14 protein-coding genes are annotated in these 19,497 nt (G+C 43.9%); 8 read left to right on the forward strand and 6 right to left on the reverse strand.

Annotated features, from left to right (window positions below; all coding sequences use genetic code 11):
- Positions 1–84: 84 nt before the first annotated feature.
- Positions 85–2,442: a Tex family protein gene (locus DKT75_RS10810; RefSeq protein WP_109823445.1), complete on the reverse strand. Its 2,358-nt coding sequence runs from the start codon at positions 2,440–2,442 to the stop codon at positions 85–87.
- A 71-nt stretch (positions 2,443–2,513) separates the two neighbouring features.
- Here DKT75_RS10810 and DKT75_RS10815 point away from each other — a divergent pair, with 71 nt between their 5' ends.
- On the forward strand, positions 2,514–3,236 hold the full coding sequence (locus tag DKT75_RS10815; RefSeq protein WP_109823446.1) for a DUF599 domain-containing protein: 723 nt from the start codon (positions 2,514–2,516) through the stop codon (positions 3,234–3,236).
- A 7-nt stretch (positions 3,237–3,243) separates the two neighbouring features.
- On the opposite strand, the gene DKT75_RS10820 is transcribed toward DKT75_RS10815, so the two are convergent.
- From DKT75_RS10820 to rnt, 3 genes are all read right to left on the reverse strand, one after another.
- Entirely contained in the window at positions 3,244–4,857 is a 1,614-nt protein-coding gene (locus DKT75_RS10820; RefSeq protein WP_109823447.1) for a flotillin family protein, read from the reverse strand.
- Positions 4,858–4,962: 105 nt separating this feature from the next.
- A complete protein-coding gene (locus DKT75_RS10825; RefSeq protein ID WP_109823448.1) occupies positions 4,963–6,288 on the reverse strand; it encodes a replication-associated recombination protein A in 1,326 nt (441 codons plus the stop codon).
- Positions 6,289–6,300: 12 nt separating this feature from the next.
- Positions 6,301–6,942 carry a ribonuclease T gene (gene rnt / locus DKT75_RS10830; RefSeq protein ID WP_109823449.1) on the reverse strand — a complete coding sequence of 214 codons (642 nt, stop codon included), beginning with the start codon at positions 6,940–6,942 and terminating at the stop codon, positions 6,301–6,303.
- Between the two features lie 210 nt (positions 6,943–7,152).
- Here rnt and aceE point away from each other — a divergent pair, with 210 nt between their 5' ends.
- The 5 genes from aceE (at position 7,153) to DKT75_RS10855 (ending at position 14,617) form a co-directional block, all read left to right on the forward strand.
- Positions 7,153–9,816, forward strand: coding sequence for a pyruvate dehydrogenase (acetyl-transferring), homodimeric type (gene aceE, locus DKT75_RS10835; protein WP_109823450.1), 2,664 nt, complete (start codon positions 7,153–7,155; stop codon positions 9,814–9,816).
- A 9-nt stretch (positions 9,817–9,825) separates the two neighbouring features.
- Positions 9,826–11,481, forward strand: a complete 1,656-nt coding sequence (gene aceF / locus DKT75_RS10840) for a dihydrolipoyllysine-residue acetyltransferase (protein WP_109823451.1) — start codon at positions 9,826–9,828, stop codon at positions 11,479–11,481.
- A 9-nt stretch (positions 11,482–11,490) separates the two neighbouring features.
- Positions 11,491–13,251: a dihydrolipoyl dehydrogenase gene (gene lpdA / locus DKT75_RS10845; RefSeq protein WP_109823452.1), complete on the forward strand. Its 1,761-nt coding sequence runs from the start codon at positions 11,491–11,493 to the stop codon at positions 13,249–13,251.
- Between the two features lie 2 nt (positions 13,252–13,253).
- Positions 13,254–13,799, forward strand: coding sequence for a DUF924 family protein (locus tag DKT75_RS10850; protein WP_109823453.1), 546 nt, complete (start codon positions 13,254–13,256; stop codon positions 13,797–13,799).
- 89 nt (positions 13,800–13,888) lie between these two features.
- On the forward strand, positions 13,889–14,617 hold the full coding sequence (locus tag DKT75_RS10855; RefSeq protein WP_109823454.1) for a metallophosphoesterase: 729 nt from the start codon (positions 13,889–13,891) through the stop codon (positions 14,615–14,617).
- A 10-nt stretch (positions 14,618–14,627) separates the two neighbouring features.
- Here DKT75_RS10855 and DKT75_RS10860 read toward each other — a convergent pair whose 3' ends face one another.
- Both DKT75_RS10860 and DKT75_RS10865 read right to left on the reverse strand, forming a co-directional pair.
- Positions 14,628–15,110, reverse strand: a complete 483-nt coding sequence (locus DKT75_RS10860; RefSeq protein ID WP_109823455.1) for a Fe-S cluster assembly transcription factor — start codon at positions 15,108–15,110, stop codon at positions 14,628–14,630.
- Between the two features lie 148 nt (positions 15,111–15,258).
- On the reverse strand, positions 15,259–15,741 hold the full coding sequence (locus tag DKT75_RS10865) for a DUF1249 domain-containing protein (RefSeq protein WP_109823456.1): 483 nt from the start codon (positions 15,739–15,741) through the stop codon (positions 15,259–15,261).
- A gap of 145 nt (positions 15,742–15,886) precedes the next feature.
- Here DKT75_RS10865 and DKT75_RS10870 point away from each other — a divergent pair, with 145 nt between their 5' ends.
- Both DKT75_RS10870 and DKT75_RS10875 read left to right on the forward strand, forming a co-directional pair.
- Entirely contained in the window at positions 15,887–17,524 is a 1,638-nt protein-coding gene (locus DKT75_RS10870; RefSeq protein WP_109823457.1) for an alpha-D-glucose phosphate-specific phosphoglucomutase, read from the forward strand.
- Between the two features lie 199 nt (positions 17,525–17,723).
- A complete protein-coding gene (locus DKT75_RS10875) occupies positions 17,724–19,421 on the forward strand; it encodes a peptidoglycan-binding domain-containing protein (RefSeq protein WP_109823458.1) in 1,698 nt (565 codons plus the stop codon).
- Positions 19,422–19,497 lie beyond the last annotated feature (76 nt).

The following is a 19,497-nucleotide window of genomic DNA, read 5'->3' on the forward strand; positions in this document are numbered from 1 at the left end:
AATAAAGATAGAGAGACTCTCAGCCTTTATTTATATAAAAAAACCCACAAAGTGTTACCTATTTTGAGCATAGACCATTAAGTATTATTTACTCTTACTAGCCTTTGCAAACGCATCCGCAAACGCATTATTCACTGGCGCAGCACTACTCCCACCAGACTCACGACGCGAACCACCCTGATTAATCTTATTATGATTAGCCACACGCTTACTATCATTCGCATTCTTAGGCGCAGGCTTTTTACCCGCTGGCTGCTCAGACTCTAAAGGATCATCAAGTCGCAAACTCAACGCAATACGCTTACGCTCAGGCTCTACTTCCATCACTTTTACTTTGACAGTTTCACCCGCTTTAACGACCTCATGTGGGTCTTTAATAAACTTATCAGACATCGCTGATATGTGTACCAAACCATCCTGATGGACACCGACATCAACGAAAGCACCAAAGTGAGTAACGTTGCTCACTGTACCTTCCAATATCATGCCCGGCTTAAGGTCAGATAGCTTTTCAACGCCGTCTTTAAACGATGCTGTTTTAAACTCAGGACGTGGGTCACGACCCGGCTTATCAAGCTCCGAAATGATGTCAGTCACGGTCGGTAAACCAAACTTCTCGTCAGTGTACTTCTCAGCTTGTAAGTGACTGATCTGTTCTTTATTACCAAGCAGTGACTTCATGTCGCACTTTAAGTCAGCAATCATTTTTTCAACCACAGAGTACGACTCTGGGTGAACGGCTGACGCATCCAGTGGATTATCCGAGTTACGAATACGCAAGAAACCAGCCGCTTGCTCGAACGACTTGGCGCCCAAACGAGGTACTTTCTTTAGCTGCTTACGGTTAGTAAAAGCACCGTTCTCATCACGATAAGCAACGATGTTTTGTGCGATCGTTTTGTTCAAACCAGCAACATGCTCAAGTACCGCTGCAGAAGCCGTATTCGCTTCAACACCTACCAAATTCACACAGTCCTCAACAACTGTCTCAAGGTTATTTGCAAGCTGTGTTTGGTTTACGTCATGCTGGTACTGACCAACACCAATCGACTTAGGGTCAATCTTAACCAACTCAGCCAATGGATCTTGCAAACGACGCGCGATAGAAATAGCACCACGAATCGTTACGTCTAAGTCAGGGAATTCTGCAGCAGCAATTTCGGATGCTGAGTAAACCGAAGCACCCGCTTCACTGACCATGATTTTCGTTAAACCAAGCTCAGCATGCTTCTTGATCAACTCACCACAAAGCTTGTCCGTTTCTCTTGAAGCCGTACCATTACCAATCGCTAACAAGTTAACGTTATGCTTCGCTGCCATTTTAGCTAATGAAGCAATCGACTCATCCCACTGATTACGTGGCTGGTGCGGGAAAATCGCCATCGAGTCTAAATACTTACCCGTATTATCAATCACCGCAATCTTCACACCGGTACGCAAACCAGGGTCTAAACCCATCGTTGCTTTTTGACCAGCAGGTGCAGCTAATAATAAATCTTTCAAGTTTTGACCAAATACATGGATCGCTTCAACTTCTGCACGTTGACGTAACTCAGATAAAAGCTCTGTTTCAAGTTTTAGCTGTAGTTTGATTTTCCATGTCCAACGAACGACTTCGTTTAACCAAGCGTCAGCAGGTTTTCCTTGAGCGGAGATATGATTGCGTTGTGCAATTTTGAACTCACACGGGTGCATGTCAGAACCGTCTTCAGGCACATCCACCTTAATTTGTAGGAAGCCTTCATTACGACCACGCAACATCGCCAATATGCGGTGAGAAGGTACTTTCTTCAGCTTGTCAGCGTTGTCAAAGTAATCACTAAACTTAGCCGCTTCTTGTTCTTTACCTGCGACTACCGATGACTTTAGCTCACCACGGTCAGATACAAACTCACGTAAGTCACCTAACAAGTTAGCATCTTCCGCAAAGCGTTCCATTAAGATGTATTTAGCACCATCCAACACGCCTTTCTCATCTTCGAATGACTTTTTGAAGTCTTCATCAGTATTAAAGTACTTAACCGCTTCTGTTGCAGGGTTAAGACTTGGGTCTGCCAATAGCGCATCTGCAAGCGGCAACATACCCGCTTCGATAGCAATCTGCCCTTTGGTGCGACGCTTTAGCTTGTAAGGCAAGTACAAGTCTTCAAGACGCGTCTTGCTGTCAGCAGTCAGAATTTCTTTACGTAGCTCGGGTGTTAGCTTGTCTTGCTCATCAATCAACTTAATGATTGCATCACGTCGTGACTCTAATTCTCGTAAGTAGCCTAAACGCTCTAACAGCATTCTCATTTGACCGTCATCCAGCCCGCCAGTTACCTCTTTACGGTAACGTGAGATAAAGGGTACTGTTGCACCTTCATCCAGTAAGCCGATGGCCGCATCTACTTGCTGGCTTTTTACGTTTAATTCTGTCGCGATACGTTCTGCTATAGCAATCATATTTGTTTTTTTGTAATGATTTTGAAGCGTCGCATTATGATCAATTCTAACCGCCGATAAAAGGTCTATTTATGACAGCATTATCTAACCTAACCATACCCACACTAGATCTTGTTGCTGTCATTTGGGCAACGACTTGTTGGTTGGGTTACAACTACTATGCTAACAACGCCAAGCGCTCACTCATGAACACCATGGTGAAGTGGCGCATTAAGTGGTCACACACCATGATGTCTCGTGAAAACCGCATAGTAGACTCTCAAGTGATTAATGGATTATCGAGAGTCGTGACCTTCTTTTGCTCAACCTCTATCTTTATTACCGCTGGTTTATTTGCGTCGATCGGTGCCTCACAGCAGATCATGGAAATAATCAATCAAATATCATTCATGCAGACAACCACCCTACAGGCCATTGAATTTAAGTTTTCGTTCTTGGTTCTGATATTTGTATTTTCATTCTTTAAATTTGGCTGGGCAATCACGCAACATTCTTACAGCGCTGTTGTATTAGCGGCGGTACCAGATTCAAAACAGATCGATATGGAAAGGGATTCAGAATTAGCACAACTGATGGGAACACTAAGTGGCTTAGGTTCGCGACATTTTAATGATGGGATTAGGGCGTATTATTTTGCAACGGCAACCATGACTTGGTTTATACATCCGCTGGTTTATATGCTTGTTGTGACGTGGGTGATACTGATACTTCATCGTCGTGACTTTCGCTCTAAACTATTACAACACCTAAATAAATTAGATGATGTAATAGATACAGAAAGAGTCAGTCGATAATAAAGTGTTAGCGTTCTTCTGGTAAGTCAGACTCTAAATCACCGTGATCTATCTCACCCACACTAAAGAAGCTAGCGCCAGAGACTGCTTCGTCTGGTAGATCAGACTGACCCAGTTCAGTCGTACCTTCATTACCCTTAGGCTTTATTTCACGCTGCAAGCTTTTGGTAAAATCCTTTATACCAGAACCATTTAGGCCGATCTCATTAAGTAATGATTCAACCATTGGCGCTTGTGCTCGATAACGCAATGCGCCATCCACCACTTGATCTGCAAGACTTCCGCCGCCAGAACCCCCACCACCGCTCGCTGCGCCACCACCAGAACCAGAACCGCCTCGACTAGTCACATTTGAAAAGCCATCAACTTGCATGATCTTAATGCCGTCGATATTCTCCAAAGGCTTAACACTTTCACGAATTATTTCAGGTAGTTGCTGAACTATCTTAGTTTTAACATTAAGGGCTACTTGCTCAGTGGACATCTCATTCGCTGCTTTGTTTAATGCACTCTTACCTTCAGCTTCTACTTTAAAGCGTACCTTAGCAGCCTCTGCTTCACGCACCTCTGCATCAGCATGAGCAGTTGCAAATATACGTTGGCGATCAGCTTCTTTCTCGGCACTAATCACTTCTACAATACGATTTCGATCGGCACCTGCCTTCTCTAAAGCCGTAGTAATTTCTTCTCTTTTGGTAACGGCTTTTGCCTTTGTTTCATCGGCATCTATTTGCGCTTCGGCGACTGATTTTTCAGCCGCTGCAAGTGCAAGGCTTTGCAAACGACGCGCTTCTTCCAAATCAATTTCAGTTTGGATTTTTGCTTCTTCAATCTTGCGCTCAGTACTAAATTTAACTTGCGCAACCGCTAGTTGTTGTTCTTGCTCTGCTTGCTCACCCTGCCTTACAAGTTCAAGCTTTTTGTTGCTTGCTTCCAAGTCACCTTTTTGAATCGCAACCATTTTGTTGTTTTCAACTTCGTTTTGCTTCTTTTCATTGTCTGCAATTTTCTCTAGGACATAAGTCAGACCCTGAGCGTCAAATGCATTCTGAGCATCGAAGTATTGCAAACTTGTCTGGTTTAATTGGGTCAGTGCAACTGATTCCAACATAAGACCCATTTTTTCCAAATCGGTCTTAACACCCTCTTCGACATTGAGGCCAAACTCACTACGCTTGTCATTCATTTCCTCAAGACTCATGAGTACAGCGGCACGACGCAAGGCATCATCACAACGACCTTCTACTTGCTCTTTTAACGCTTCAGAGTCCATTGTTTTAGAACCCAGCGTCTGTGCTGCTTTAGAAATGGAAGCAGCTTCAGGCTCAACACGCAGGAAGAACTCTGAATTAACGTTGATTTTAATTCGATCACGGGTTCGTAGCGACTGCTCGTTACCACGACTGATAACAATTTTCAGTGTCTTCATATTTACTTCAATCACATCATGAAGCACTGGAAAAACGAAACCACCGTTATCCCTAAAAACTCGCTCACCACCAAAACCTGTTCGAACAAAAGACATTTCTTTGGTAGAGCGTTTATAAAACAGCTTAAATGCGAGTGCTGCCAAGGACAGCGCAATAATGATTGCCACTGTAATATAAATTGTTGTACTCATAAACTAAATCCATTTAGAACAAATTTAAGGTGTGCAAAAAGAGAGCTTTGCCTTATCAAAACAAGCTAGATGTAGTTTAACACAGGCTTGAATAGTCAACTAACATCAACGAGGTGATTTATTTTTTGCCGCTTCGTCTAATGCCCGCAAAGCGGCAAGTTTATCTTTGATTTTGATTTCCAAACCACGAGCAACAGGTTCGTAATACTGACGCCCTTCTAACTGCTCTGGCAAATAGGTTTCACCTGCCGCGTAGGCATCATCTTCGTTATGGGCATAGCGATAACCATCACCAAAACCCATTTTTGACATCATTTGCGTAGGCGCATTACGTAAGTGCATAGGTACATCTAAACTACCTGACATTGATGCGTCAACTTTTGCTTGGTTATAAGCCTTATAAGCTGCATTACTTTTAGGTGCGACAGCAAGATACAAAACCGCTTGCGCCAGTGCTAATTCACCTTCTGGGCTACCTAAACGTTCGTAGGTTTGCCATGCGTCTAAAGCGACACCTAATGATCTAGGGTCAGCGTTACCTACTTCCTCACTAGCCATACGCAATATACGGCGAGCAACATAATGAGGATCACAACCACCATCAATCATCCGACAAAACCAGTACAAAGCCCCATCGGGATTACTACCACGTACTGACTTGTGTAGTGCTGATATTTGCTCATAGAACAGATCACCCTTCTTATCAAAGCGATTACCACTTTCTTTAGCCAACTCCGCAATAACAGACTCAGAGATAACGGTACCCGAACCATCTTCAGCAGGTTCTGCCAAATCAGCCGCAATTTCCAACCAATTCAACGCACGGCGCGCATCACCATCTGCGGCATTCGCTAATTTTTCAATTACGTTATCAGATACTTGAAGGGATAACTTACCCAAACCATGCTCTTCATCTTTTATCGCACGCAATAATACAGCTGTTATATCTTCAACCTCTAACGGTCTTAATATATAGGTACGGACGCGAGACATGAGTGCGTTATTTAATTCGAACGATGGGTTTTCGGTGGTAGCGCCGATGAAAACAAAGGTTCCATCTTCGATATGCGGTAAAAATGCGTCTTGCTGTGCTTTGTTAAACCGATGGACTTCATCAACAAACAACACGGAAGCACGCTTATTAATCTCAAATTGCTGTTGGGCTCGCTCTACTGCGATACGGATATCTTTGACACCAGACAATACCGCAGAAAGTGTTTGAAAAGCAGCACCACTATAATTAGCTATTAGTCGAGCAAGCGTTGTCTTTCCTGTTCCGGGAGGCCCCCAAAACAACATAGAATGAAGGCGATCTTGATTGATCGCCGCACGGAGCGGCCGCCCTTCACCCAACAAATGAGTCTGCCCCGAGTAATCTTCTAGAGTCTCAGGGCGCATGCGATCCGCAAGTGGTTGAAAGCGGCTAGTCATATAATAGAGTACTTACTCAGACACTAACTCAGGGACATGCTCTTGCCATTTGTTCATGACGTGACAGAACAAGTCAGCTGTTTTCTCAGCATCATAAACCGCAGAGTGTGCTTCTGTAGGATCCCAGTCAAAACCAGCTTTCTTTACAGAGCGAGCCAATACCGTTTGCTGGAAAGCCATCGCAGCTAACGTCACAGTATCGAAGGTACTAAATGGGTGGAATGGATTGCGCTTTTGCTTTAAACGGTCAACCGCTGCATTCATGAAATTCAAATCAAATGCTGCGTTGTGTCCAACTAGGACGGCACGATTACATTCGTTGAGTTTGATCTCTTGACGTACCGCTTTAAACATTTCGTTAATTGCGACACTTTCATGAACAGCTATCTGTTGACGAAAAGGCTGAAACGGGTCAATACCATTAACCGCTAGTGATTCAGGCTCTAGATTACTCCCTTCAAAAGGCTCTACGTGCCAGCTAAGCGTGTTGTGGCGATGAAGATACCCATTTTCATCTCGGCGTAAGAAAACAGCGGCAACTTCTAAAAGTGCATCTGTGTGGTGGTTAAAGCCACCTGTTTCCAGGTCAATAACAACAGGCAAAAAGCCTCTAAAACGCCCTCCGAGAGGGTATACATTGGATTCATCAGTCATCCATGAATCTTACAGTAATGGAAAATAAATTAACATAAGATTCAATTCCTATAACCATTAAAAAAATGGGTTAACAACACCGAAAAAACAAAAACATTTTCTAAGTCATTGCTTTTGTTATTGTTATTTTTTCGACTGCATTTTTATTGGAATATAAACCTAATCACTGTTATTCTTTCGCGGTAATCTATCTCGAGGAGAGACACTGTTATGCCGATCGATAACCAAAATGTGGATATTGACCCACAAGAAACGGCGGACTGGAAAGAGTCCATCGAAGCGATCATTGAAGCAGAGGGCGTAGACCGCGCTCACTTCATTATTGAAAACCTAATCGCAACTGCTCGTGTTAATGGCGCTAACCTGCCTTATTCTTCTAACACGGCATATATCAATACAATCCCTACTCACCTCGAGACTCCGAATCCTGGTAATCAAGCGATTGAAAGCCGTATTCGCTCGTTCATCCGTTGGAATGCTGCGGCAATGGTTGTACGTGCTAACCGTAAAGCTTCTGAGCTTGGTGGTCACATTGCATCATTTGCATCTTCTGCAACGCTTTACGATGTTGGTTTCAACCACTTCTGGAAAGCACCTTCTGCAGAGAACGGCGGCGACTTGATTTATTATCAAGGCCACATCACTCCGGGCATCTACGCTCGTTCATTCTTGGAAGGCCGTATTTCGGTTGAAGATATGGATAAGTTTCGTCAGGAAAGTAACGGCGGCGGTTTGTCTTCATACCCTCACCCTTGGTTGATGCCTGACTACTGGCAGTTCCCGACAGTATCTATGGGTCTTGGTCCGATCAAGTCTATCTACCAAGCACGTTTCATGCGTTACCTACACCAGCGTGGTCTTGCTAACACTGAAAACCGTCGCGTATGGGCATTCCTAGGTGATGGTGAGATGGATGAGCCAGAATCACTAGGTGCTTGTTCTCTTGCAGGTCGTGAGAAGTTAGACAACCTAACTTGGGTTATCAACTGTAACCTACAGCGTCTTGATGGCCCTGTACGTGGTAACAGTAAAATCGTTCAAGAGCTTGAAGCTAATCTACGTGGCTCAGGCTGGAACGTTATCAAAGTAATGTGGGGCTCTTACTGGGATCCGTTACTAGCTAAAGACAAAAACGGTCTTTTACAGAAGCGCATGCTTGAAGTAGTTGATGGAGATTTCCAGAACTATAAAGCGAAAGACGGCGCTTATGTTCGTGAGCATTTCTTCGGTGCATCTCCAGAGCTTAAAGCAATGGTGTCTAAGATGTCTGATGATGACATCTGGCGTCTAAACCGTGGTGGTCATGATCCACACAAGGTTCATGCTGCATACCACGCGGCAGTTAACCACAAAGGTCAGCCTACGGTTATCTTAGCGCATACTGTCAAAGGTTATGGTATGGGTGCTGCTGGTCAAGGCCAGAACAGAACTCACGGACAGAAGAAACTTAACGAAGAAGAGATGGTTTCATTCGCTAAGCAATTCAATATTCCGATTAGTGAAGAAGATGCAGCAGCAGCGAACTACTACATGCCTGCTGAAGACAGTGAAGAAATTCAGTACATGAAGGCACGTCGTAAAGAGCTAGGTGGTTCACTACCTCAGCGTCAAACGGCTGCTACTCCACTGACTATCCCTGAGCTTTCAATTCTTGATCCGATCCTTAAGGGTTCTGGCGATCGTGAAATGTCTACGACTATGGCATTTGTACGTATCCTGACTATCCTTACTCGTGATAAGAAATTAGGTAAGCACATCGTTCCTATCGTTCCAGACGAAGCGCGTACGTTTGGTATGGAAGGTATGTTCCGTCAGTTAGGTATTCATTCTTCTGTAGGCCAGCTGTACACGCCTCAGGATTCTGAGCAGGTTATGTTCTATAAAGAAGATAAGACTGGTCAAATCCTTGAAGAAGGTATCAACGAAGCAGGTGCATTCTCATCTTGGATTGCAGCAGCAACGTCTTACAGCACACACGCTGTAAATATGGTTCCTTTCTACATCTATTACTCAATGTTCGGTTTCCAGCGTATTGGTGATTTAGCATGGGCTGCGGGTGATTCTCGTGCACGTGGTTTCCTTGTTGGTGCTACTGCTGGTCGTACTACCCTAGCGGGTGAAGGACTACAGCATCAAGACGGACACGGAATGGTTCAAGCGGCTTTGATTCCTAACTGCGTGAGCTATGACCCAACTTATTCTTATGAGATGGCGGTTATTATTCACGACGGTTTGAAGCGCATGTACGCAAACCAAGAAGATATTTACTATTACATTACTGCGATGAATGAGAACTACACGATGCCTGCAATGCCTAAGGGTGCTGAAGAAGGCATCTTGAAAGGTATGTACTTGCTTCAAGGCGGCGGAAAGAAGAAGAAGAAGGTTCAGCTACTGGGTTCTGGAACAATTCTTCGTGAAGTTATCGCGGGTGCTGAGTTGCTACTTAACGACTGGGGTGTTGATGCTGACATCTGGAGTGCGACAAGTTTCAACGAGCTACAACGTGAAGCGAATGACGTTGAGCGCTGGAACAGACTACACCCTCTAGAAGACGCTAAAGTACCTTATGTTACTAGTCTTCTGAAAGGACACCGTGGTCCTGTTATTGCTGCAACTGACTACATCGCATCTTACTCTGACCAGATTCGCCAGTGGGTTCCTGCTGCTTACTCTGTATTGGGTACGGATGGTTTTGGTCGCAGTGATACACGTAAAGAACTACGTCGTCACTTCGAAGTTAACCGCTTCCACGTGGTAGTTGCTGCACTTAAGGCACTAGCTGACGAAGGTACTTTACCTGCTGTTAAGGTTGCAGAAGCAATCGAAAAGTACGGTATTGATGCTGAAAAAATCAACCCACTAAAGGCCTAAGGAATCGCTATGTCTAATAAAAACATTATTGTTCCCGATATTGGCGATATAGATGAAGTTGAAGTCATCGAAATCCTAGTATCTGTAGGTGACACTGTTCAAGCTGAGGACTCTCTGATTACCGTTGAGTCTGATAAAGCGTCGATGGAAATCCCTTGCTCTGACAGCGGTGTTGTTAAAGAGATTAAGATTGCTATTGGCGACACAGTGAAAGAAGGCAGTGTAGTTATTGTACTAGACGTTGCTGAGTCAGCTGCGGAAGCACCTGCGAGTGTTGACACCGCTGGCGTTGAAGCTGCACCTGCTCCAGCAGCGGCCCCTGCACCGACTCCAGCTCCAGTTCAGGCGGCTCCGGCCGCTGCAGCAACTGTTTCTGCTGGTCCAAAGGAAATTGTTGTACCTGATATTGGCGATGTTGATGAAGTTGAAGTCATCGAGATCCTAGTATCTGTGGGCGACACTGTTCAAGCTGAAGACTCACTAATTACTGTTGAGACTGACAAAGCTTCGATGGAAATTCCTTGCTCTGATGCTGGTACCGTTAAAGAAATCAAAGTCAACATCGGCGATACTGTTGCTAAAGGCTCTGTTGTTGTAGTACTTGATGTAGAAGCGCCAGCACAAGCAGCAGCGCCTGCTCCTGCGGCGGCACCTACACCAGCGCCTGCTCCTGCAGCACCTAAAGCAGCTGCTCCGGCACCTGCTGCGCCAAAAACGTCACCAACAGCAAATATTGATGAGGTAAGCTTTAAGCGTGCTTATGCTAGCCCATCTATTCGTCGCTTGGCGCGTGAGCTTGGCGTTGATCTTGGCTCTGTTAAAGGTTCTGGTCGCAAACAACGTATCGTTAAGTCTGACTTATTCGACCACGTTAAAGCGGTTATGTCTGCACCTGCTTCTGCTGCTGCACCAGCGTCTGGTAATGCACTGGGTGTTGCGCCAATGCCTGAGATTGACTTCAGCAAGTTTGGTGAAGTTGAAACTCAAGCACTTAACAAGATCAATAAGCTTACAGGTCAGTTCCTTCACAGAAACTACCTTACAGCTATTCACGTTACACAGTTTGATGAAGCTGACATCACTGAGATGGAAGTTTTCCGTAAGCAAGTAGCGAAAGATCGTGAAAGAGAAGGTATAAAGATCACACCTTTGGCATTCATTATCCAAGCAGTTGCTGCAGCACTTAAGGCTTTCCCTCGCTTTAACAGCTCTTTGGATGCGTCTGGCGAAAACTTGATTCTTAAGAAGTACATCAACATCGGTATTGCTGTTAATACACCGGGTGGACTTGTTGTTCCGGTTATTAATGACGCTGATAAGAAGTCACTTATTGAGCTATCTAACGAGATTCGTGTACTAGCGGGTAAGGCAAAAGATAAGAAGCTTAAACCTTCAGATATGCAAGGTGCTTGCTTCACAATTTCTAGCCTTGGTGGTGTTGGTGGAACTAGCTTCACACCGATCATCAACTTGCCAGAAGTGGCGATTCTTGGAGTATCTAACTCTAAAGTTGCTCCTGTTTGGGACGGTAAAGAATTCCAACCACGCACTATGTTGCCGTTATCGTTATCATACGATCACCGTGTAATTGATGGTGTTGCTGGTGCGCAATTCACTACTTACCTATCAAGCATGCTTTCTGACATTCGTCGTTTACTGGTTTAGGAGAATCTCATGAGTCAGCAAATAGAAATTATTGTTCCAAACGTCGGTGACTTTGACAGTGTTGAAGTTATCGAAGTATTGGTCGGTAAAGGCGATACCGTTGAAGCTGAGGACTCACTGGTAACAGTTGAATCTGATAAAGCATCAATGGAAATCCCATCTTCACACAGCGGTGTTATCACTGAAGTACTTGTGAAGGTTGGCGACAACATTGCAGAAGGTAGCTTAATCTTCAAAATGGAATCAAGTGCAGCGGCTGAGCCTGCTGCACCTGCTCCGGCAGAAGCGGCTCCAGCAGCGGAGGTGGCACCCGCTGCCGCCCCTGCTCCTACTGCATCTAGCTACGATGGTAAATCTGACCAACATGCACCACTTGTTGTTCTTGGTTCTGGCCCGGGTGGTTACACTGCTGCATTTAGAGCAGCTGACCTTGGTCTAGACGTTATCATGATCGAAAAATACGAAAGTATTGGTGGTGTTTGCTTAAACGTGGGTTGTATCCCATCAAAAGCACTTCTACACACTGCTGAGATCATGAACGAAGCCGCTGAGTTTGCAGATCATGGTGTTACTTTCGGTAAGCCTACCGTTGATTTAGACAAAGTACGTGCTAACAAAGACAAAGTTGTTAGCCAGTTAACTGGCGGACTAAAAGGTCTTGCTAAGCAACGTAAAGTTAAAATCGTACATGGCTACGGTAAGTTCAGCTCTGCGAACAGCATTACTGTGACTGCAGAAGATGGTAGCACTCAGGTAATCAGCTTTGATAATTGTATTATCGCTGCGGGCTCTCGAGTCACTAAGCTTCCGTTCATTCCTTGGGATGACCCACGCGTTATCGACTCAACAGGTGCACTAGAGCTTGCAGAAATTCCTGAGCGCATGCTGGTTGTTGGTGGTGGAATCATCGGTCTTGAAATGGCCACGGTTTATGATGCATTAGGTGCAAAAATCACAGTCGTTGAGCTTGGACCAGGAATTATTCCTGGCCCAGATCGCGACTTGGTTCGCCCACTCGAGAAGCGCATTAAAGCTAAATATGAAAATATTTACGTCAACACAATGGTTACTGCTATCGAGCCAACAGAAGCAGGTTTAGTTTGTCACTTTAAAGGCGACAGCTCACCTGAAACTGAGACGTTTGATCGCGTACTTGTTGCTATCGGTCGTAGTCCAAACGGCCTATTGATTGATGCTGAAAATGCAGGCGTCGCTGTCGATGAGCGTGGTTTCATTAACGTTGACAATCAGATGCGAACTAACGTAGATCACATCTTTGCGATTGGCGATGTTGTTGGTCAACCGATGCTTGCTCACAAAGCAACACACGAAGGAAAAGTTGCAGCAGAAGTTATTGCGGGTCACAAAGCATACTTTGATGCTCGCACTATTCCATCTGTTGCTTACACAGATCCTGAGATTGCTTGGATGGGTGAGTCTGAGATTTCTTGTAAAGAAAAGGGTATTGAGTACACGAAAGGTGTATTCCCTTGGGCTGCAAGTGGTCGCTCACTAAGTCGTGGACGTAACGAAGGTCTCACTAAGGTTCTTTTTGATAAAGAAACTGGTCAGATCATCGGATCAGGTATTGTTGGTTCAAATGCGGGTGAACTTATCGCTGAATCAGTATTAGCTTTAGAGATGGGTGCTGATGCACACGATCTAGGTCTAACAATCCACCCTCACCCTACTTTGTCAGAGACGCTGAACTTTGCGGCAGAAGTAGCTGAAGGTACTTGTACTGATATCTACGCACCGAAAAAAGGTTAATCATGCAGTCTGCTGAAGAAGTTCTAGCGTTTTGGTATAGCGAACCGATGAAGTCTCATTGGTTTAAGTCAACTCCTGAGATTGATGAGTTGATCACCGAACAATACGAATTTCTTTGGCAGTATGCTGCGGATTATAACCTTGAGCTTTGGCAGGATAGCCCTGAGGGCTGTCTTGCCTTATGCATCACTCTTGATCAATTCCCGTTAAATATGTTTCGCAATAAAGCACTGGCTTACAGCACAGAACAACACGCTGTTGATGTCTGCAAACATGCGATTGTGAATGACTTTGATCAACAGATTGATAAGTCACAACTTAGTTTTCTCTATATGCCACTGATGCACAGTGAAAATATTGATGACCAGGACCTTGGTGTAGAACGTTTTATACACGCAGGACTGGATGACAACGTACGATTCTCTAAGCATCACAGAGAAATAATCGCGCAATTTGGTCGATTCCCTCATCGTAATGAGGCTTTGGGCCGTGAAAGTACACCTGAAGAAATCACCTATCTCAACTCCAAAGCCGCATTTAAGGGATAACACCTCTCTATAGCTTTCATGTTATTATCAGCAATATCGTCAGTCACTGGATAGACAGACAAAGATAATAAAAGGGCTAGATAGAACAAATGCCACACCCACTATTTAAATACTTCCCACAAAACCATGAAGGTAGAGACTTCGTTGTCGGCGATTTGCACGGCATGTTTCACTCTCTAGAAGTACTCATGGAAACAGTGAAATTCGACACCGTAATCGATCGAATGTTTTCGGTTGGGGATTTGGTTGACAGAGGCCCTGAGTCTAAGCGTGTTGTCGCGTTTTTAAAACAACCTTGGTTTCATGCTATTCAAGGTAACCACGAACAGCTACTGATCCAATCTAAAGAATCTGAGTCTATCTATAAGTCTTGGACTGAGCGAGCGGGTGGTCAATGGTGGATTACAGCATCAGATACTGAGCGTGCGGAAATCTACGATAGAGTTAACGAACTACCATTAGCTTTTCAAGTTTCGACTGATACTGGTGAGATTGGCATAATCCATGCGGACATACCTATCGGTCTAACGTGGCAGGAATTCATAAAGCAATTACAAGGTAGCGTCGAGTTACAGCAACATGCACAGTGGTCTAGACTACGCCATCGTTATATTACTGCGTCAGAAACAGTACCTAAGATAGACGGAATCGACTTAGTTGTGGTTGGACATTCGATAGTTAAGAAGCCGATTTTTACAGCAAATCTTTGCTATATAGACACTGGGGCCGCCTATATTGAGCATGATATAGACTCTCAATTGACGTTACTTCAGATACACCCGCAACAGCAGATATTTCAGACTAAAACGAGCGCGTAACGCGTTTGACTTAGTGCGAGCCCGTCACAGGTTGAAACATTTTGTTGATGTGATTAGACGTCGAACCTTGATCGACAGAAACACGCTTCACTTCTGGACGCTTAATAAAGTCTGAAAGCGTAATGCCGTTTAAAAATTCGTATAAACGAAAACTCAAATCTTCCCATAGCTGATGAGTCATACATCGGTCGCCTGCGTGACAATCTTCAGTACCTTGGCATTGCGTACTGTCTATCGACTCATCTACAGCTAAGATAATTTCAGCAATGGTTACCTTATCAACTGGTTTGCCAAGACGATAACCACCACCCGGCCCTCTGACACCTTCAACTAAGCCAACTTTTCGTAGCTTTGCAAATAACTGCTCAAGATATGATAATGAAATACCCTGACAGCTAGATATTTCAGCAAGGGTAACTGGACCATTACGATCATTAATTGCCAAGTCCATCATTGCGGTTACTGCGTATCGACCTTTTGTAGAAAGCTTCATTGTATAACCTCCGGACTGTTGTCATTAATTGAAATAGAGTTAGCTTCTCTATTCACCCTATTCCCGAGTGAATCACTAGGTATTAGTATAAGTAACCTAGTACATTAGTCAATAATATAAAATTTAATTAATAGCCATGAGTCAACTGCTAAAAATGATACCCCTGACGCAGCAAGTACTTAACCCATTTAAAAAGGAACCGATTGCTTCTCCAGTGGCATAATAACTGACTGTCTTTATGCATCTTACGTGTTGATATTTGATCACCTAAAAACTTACAACGGCGACTAATTACATTTGCTTGTCGTGAGTCATGAAAAACATGAATTTGTAAATCAGGTCGATGATCGTAGCCACCCTCAAAGTCATAAGTGAGTAACAACATGCTGGTATGTTTACTCTGCTCCAGTACTTTTAGACGCAGTGGAATTCCCTTTTCTTGCTTTGAAACATACTCCCCATCAAGACTTCGAATATCCCTACATAAGATACGTAGTTGCATGTAGTTAATTTCATACATCTCCATAAGTGCAGCAAAAGACTTGGGGCGTGGCGGAAATATTGCCTGCTCTATATTACTAAGGAGTTCGATATCTTTTGAGTTTAACTTGTTCGCTAGTTCAGTTTGCATAGACACTTCTTTGCTTGGTGAGAGACCTTCATGGCTTGGACACTCCTATTAATCTTATTTTATGGATTAAACCATAATAACATCCTATCATTATCACCTGTTGAGCAGTTTGATTTTCCTAACATACCTAAGAGCCCACTTTATAATGAGCAAAGTCATATTAGTTGAAACATCACCTTTTTTAGACCAAAAACCAGGAACCTCTGGCCTCAGAAAACAAGTGACCGTTTTCCAACAAGAAAACTATCTTGAAAATTTTGTACAGTCGGTTTTTGACTGTTTAAAAGAACTCAAGGGATCAACTTTGGTTGTCGGTGGAGATGGACGCTACTATAACCGTGAAGCAATACAGATAATTATAAGCATGGCAGCCGCAAACGGCGTAGAAAAATTACTTATTGGCCAAGCAGGTATTCTCTCAACACCTGCCGTGTCACACCTAATACGTAAATACAAAGCACTTGGAGGCATCATTTTATCGGCGAGCCACAACCCCGGTGGTAAAGATGGTGACTTCGGTATTAAGTACAATGCTAGTAATGGGGGACCTGCACCAGAATCACTGACAGACAAGGTATTTGCTAACAGCAAGTCTATCTCTCAATATAAAACCACCAATAATGATGCGATTGATTTAGAGCAACTTAGTCACTCTTCTGTATTAGGCATGCAAATTGAAGTCATCGACTCGGTTGCAGATTATGCAGACTTGATGGAGTCACTCTTTGATTTTGGTAAAATTCGTGACTTAATGGCAAAACCTGAATTTGGCATTTGTTTTGATGCAATGAGCGCTGTAACCGGGCCTTACGCAACAGAGATACTCGGAAATCGATTAGGCGTTTCGGCAAACAATATCATTCGCGCAGTACCCCTAGAAGATTTTGGTGGTGGACACCCAGATCCAAACCTTGCTCATGCGAAAGAACTCGTAGAACGCATGTTTGCAAATAATGCCCCTGCATTTGGTGCAGCATCCGATGGCGATGGCGACCGTAACATGATTCTTGGAGCTAATTGTTACGTCACACCTAGTGACAGCCTAGCCATACTTGCGGCTAATGCTCACTTAATTCCAGCTTATAAAGACGGTCTTACAGGTGTTGCACGCTCTATGCCAACAAGCCAAGCGGTTGATCGTGTCGCTGAGCGTCTAAATTTAACGTCTTATGAAACACCAACGGGTTGGAAATTTTTTGGTAACTTACTCGATGCTAACAAGATAACACTGTGTGGTGAAGAAAGTTTTGGTACTGGCTCTGACCATGTCCGTGAAAAAGATGGACTTTGGGCAGTCTTGTTCTGGCTAAACATTCTTGCAGTGAAGCAACAAAGCATTAAAGAAATTGTTAGCGAGCACTGGAAGGAATATGGTCGTAACTTCTATACCCGTCATGATTTTGAAGGTGTAGAAACTGAAGATGCTGATAAAGTATTTACACATTTAGAGTCTCTATTAGAAAAGTCCGCTGGTAAGAAGTACGCAGGAAGAACAATTTCTATTGCTGATAACTTTACTTACCATGACCCTATTGACGCCTCTGTTAGCACTAATCAAGGCATCCGTTTTCTGTTTGAAGATGGCGCTCGTATTATCTTTAGAAAGTCAGGTACAGGCACTAGCGGCGCGACAATTCGACTTTACATAGAGCATTTCGAGTCAAATGCAGCAAAGTTTGAAGACGAAACGCAAGAAGTTCTGCGTGATTTACTGGAAGCTGCTGAAGAAATAGGCCAAGTAAAAGCACTCACTGGAAAAGTCATTGCTGATGTAATCACCTAAAACTACAGGTTAAAAATTAAACATTATAGTTAAGTATTTTGGCCTTTGCCGTACAAAGAATGCATCAATAAATAATTTTGTACGGTAAAGGCCACCGCTTAGCGGGAATAAGCAAGATAAATCCCTTGAATGACCTTAATATATATCCAACGTTAAAACACACATCGAAATATCACCCATCAAGGGGATTAAAAAAACTATGAATACAACAATTAAATTATCCGTCTCTAGTGTACTGCTAGCAGGATTAATGACTGGTTGTAGCCAGCAACAATTCCAGGGTGGTGGGCAACAAATTGCTGGTGGCTCTCAAGTTGCTGGTGGTTCACAACTAGCAGGCGGACAACAAGTCGCCGGTGGTCAGCAAGTTTCAGGCGCTGACTCACAAGTTCAGTCTCGAATGATGACGGACGCACATTCTCACAATGTTGCAGTACGTACAGATGTACATTCACATAATGTACAAGCACAAAAACGTGTTTATGTACCACTTCCAGCAAAACTTCAGCAAAAGCCACCTGCAGTGGTTATGTTTAAGCAGCCTAAGCCTGTTGCTAGAGCTGTCGTTAAACCAGCTGTTAGACCTTACGTTGCGCCAAAGAAAGTACACCAACCTAAGCCTGTTGTAAGACATAAAGGCATCGGCATGCCACCAGCACAGCCTGGTCAGTGTTTTGCTAAAGTTAAGACGCCAGCTAAGTTCAAGAATACGGTTAAACGTATTCAAGTAAGCCCAGCAGTTAACAAGCGTGTACAAGTACGTGGACCTCAGTACACATGGATTAACAAGAGAGTATTGGCTCGCCCTGCTACTCAACGCTTCCAATATGTACCTGCACAGTACCGTACTGTCACTAAGAAAGTACTTGTTAAACCCGCTCATTACACTTGGCAGAAAGGCAAAACAGGCCCTGTTACTCGTATCGATAACATGACGGGTGAGATTCTTTGTCGAGTTAAAGTGCCTGCGGTTTACCGCACAGTAACGCAGAAAGTTGTAGCACGTGCTGCTCAGCGTATTAAACGTCATGTACCTGCTGTATACAAAACGGTTAAGCAGAAGAAGCTTTCTTCTCCTGCTCAGTTCAGAAACATCAATACACCAGCACGTTTTGTAAACAAGACTTACCGCACAAAAGTAAGCGAAGAACGTTACCAGTGGAAGCCAATTGCTTGTAAAACACCAGCAAAACAGGTTAGACACGTTGCTCAACCTCAAAAGCGCGTCGTAACACCACAGCAGCGTAAGCAGACTGTCGCTTTCAATAATGAGCAACAAGTTCTTCGTCAGCTATGGGTTAAGCAAGAAGCTCAGCGTCAACGTGAAGCATCTGCTAAGAAAGCACGCTCTACTAACCAAAACCGTCAAGCACACCAAGCTCGTCAGCATCAAGCTAACGCAGCACAAGCAGCTAGACAACAGCAAGCGCTTGCAGCACAACGCCAGCGTCAAGCGAAGCAACAAGCAGTTGTAGCTCAGAGACAGCGTCAGGCGAAACAGCAAGTACTTGTGGCTCAGAAGCAGCGTCAAGCTAAGCAGTTAGCAGAACAGCGTAGAGTCGCTCAAATGAGAAAAACTTCTCACGTACAGCCTTCTTACGCAGCGCCTAAAGTACGTACTGTAGCGGTTAATAAGCCAGTACAAACTAGAGTTCAACCTGCAAAAGTTCAAGCTAAGTCAACGTTCATCGACAATCCTGCAACACCTCTAACGCGTGAGAATGCAGTATTTAGAATACAAAAAGCGTTACAGCAGCGTGGGTATAACCCAGGTACTCTAGATGGTCGCTTAGGACCAACCACAGTTAAAGCACTAACTTCTTTCCAAGAGTCTAAAGGCCTTAAGACGGGTACTTTGAACAAAGATACACTTCGTGCATTAAATCTAGTTAGCTAATATTAACTAGTGACTTATAAAAAGGCTTGCCATTGGCAGGCCTTTTTTTTATTCCTACTTTTCATTATGTTGTATT

This window comes from Leucothrix arctica, from assembly GCF_003172895.1.
Taxonomy (GTDB): Bacteria; Pseudomonadota; Gammaproteobacteria; order Thiotrichales; family Thiotrichaceae; genus Leucothrix; species Leucothrix arctica.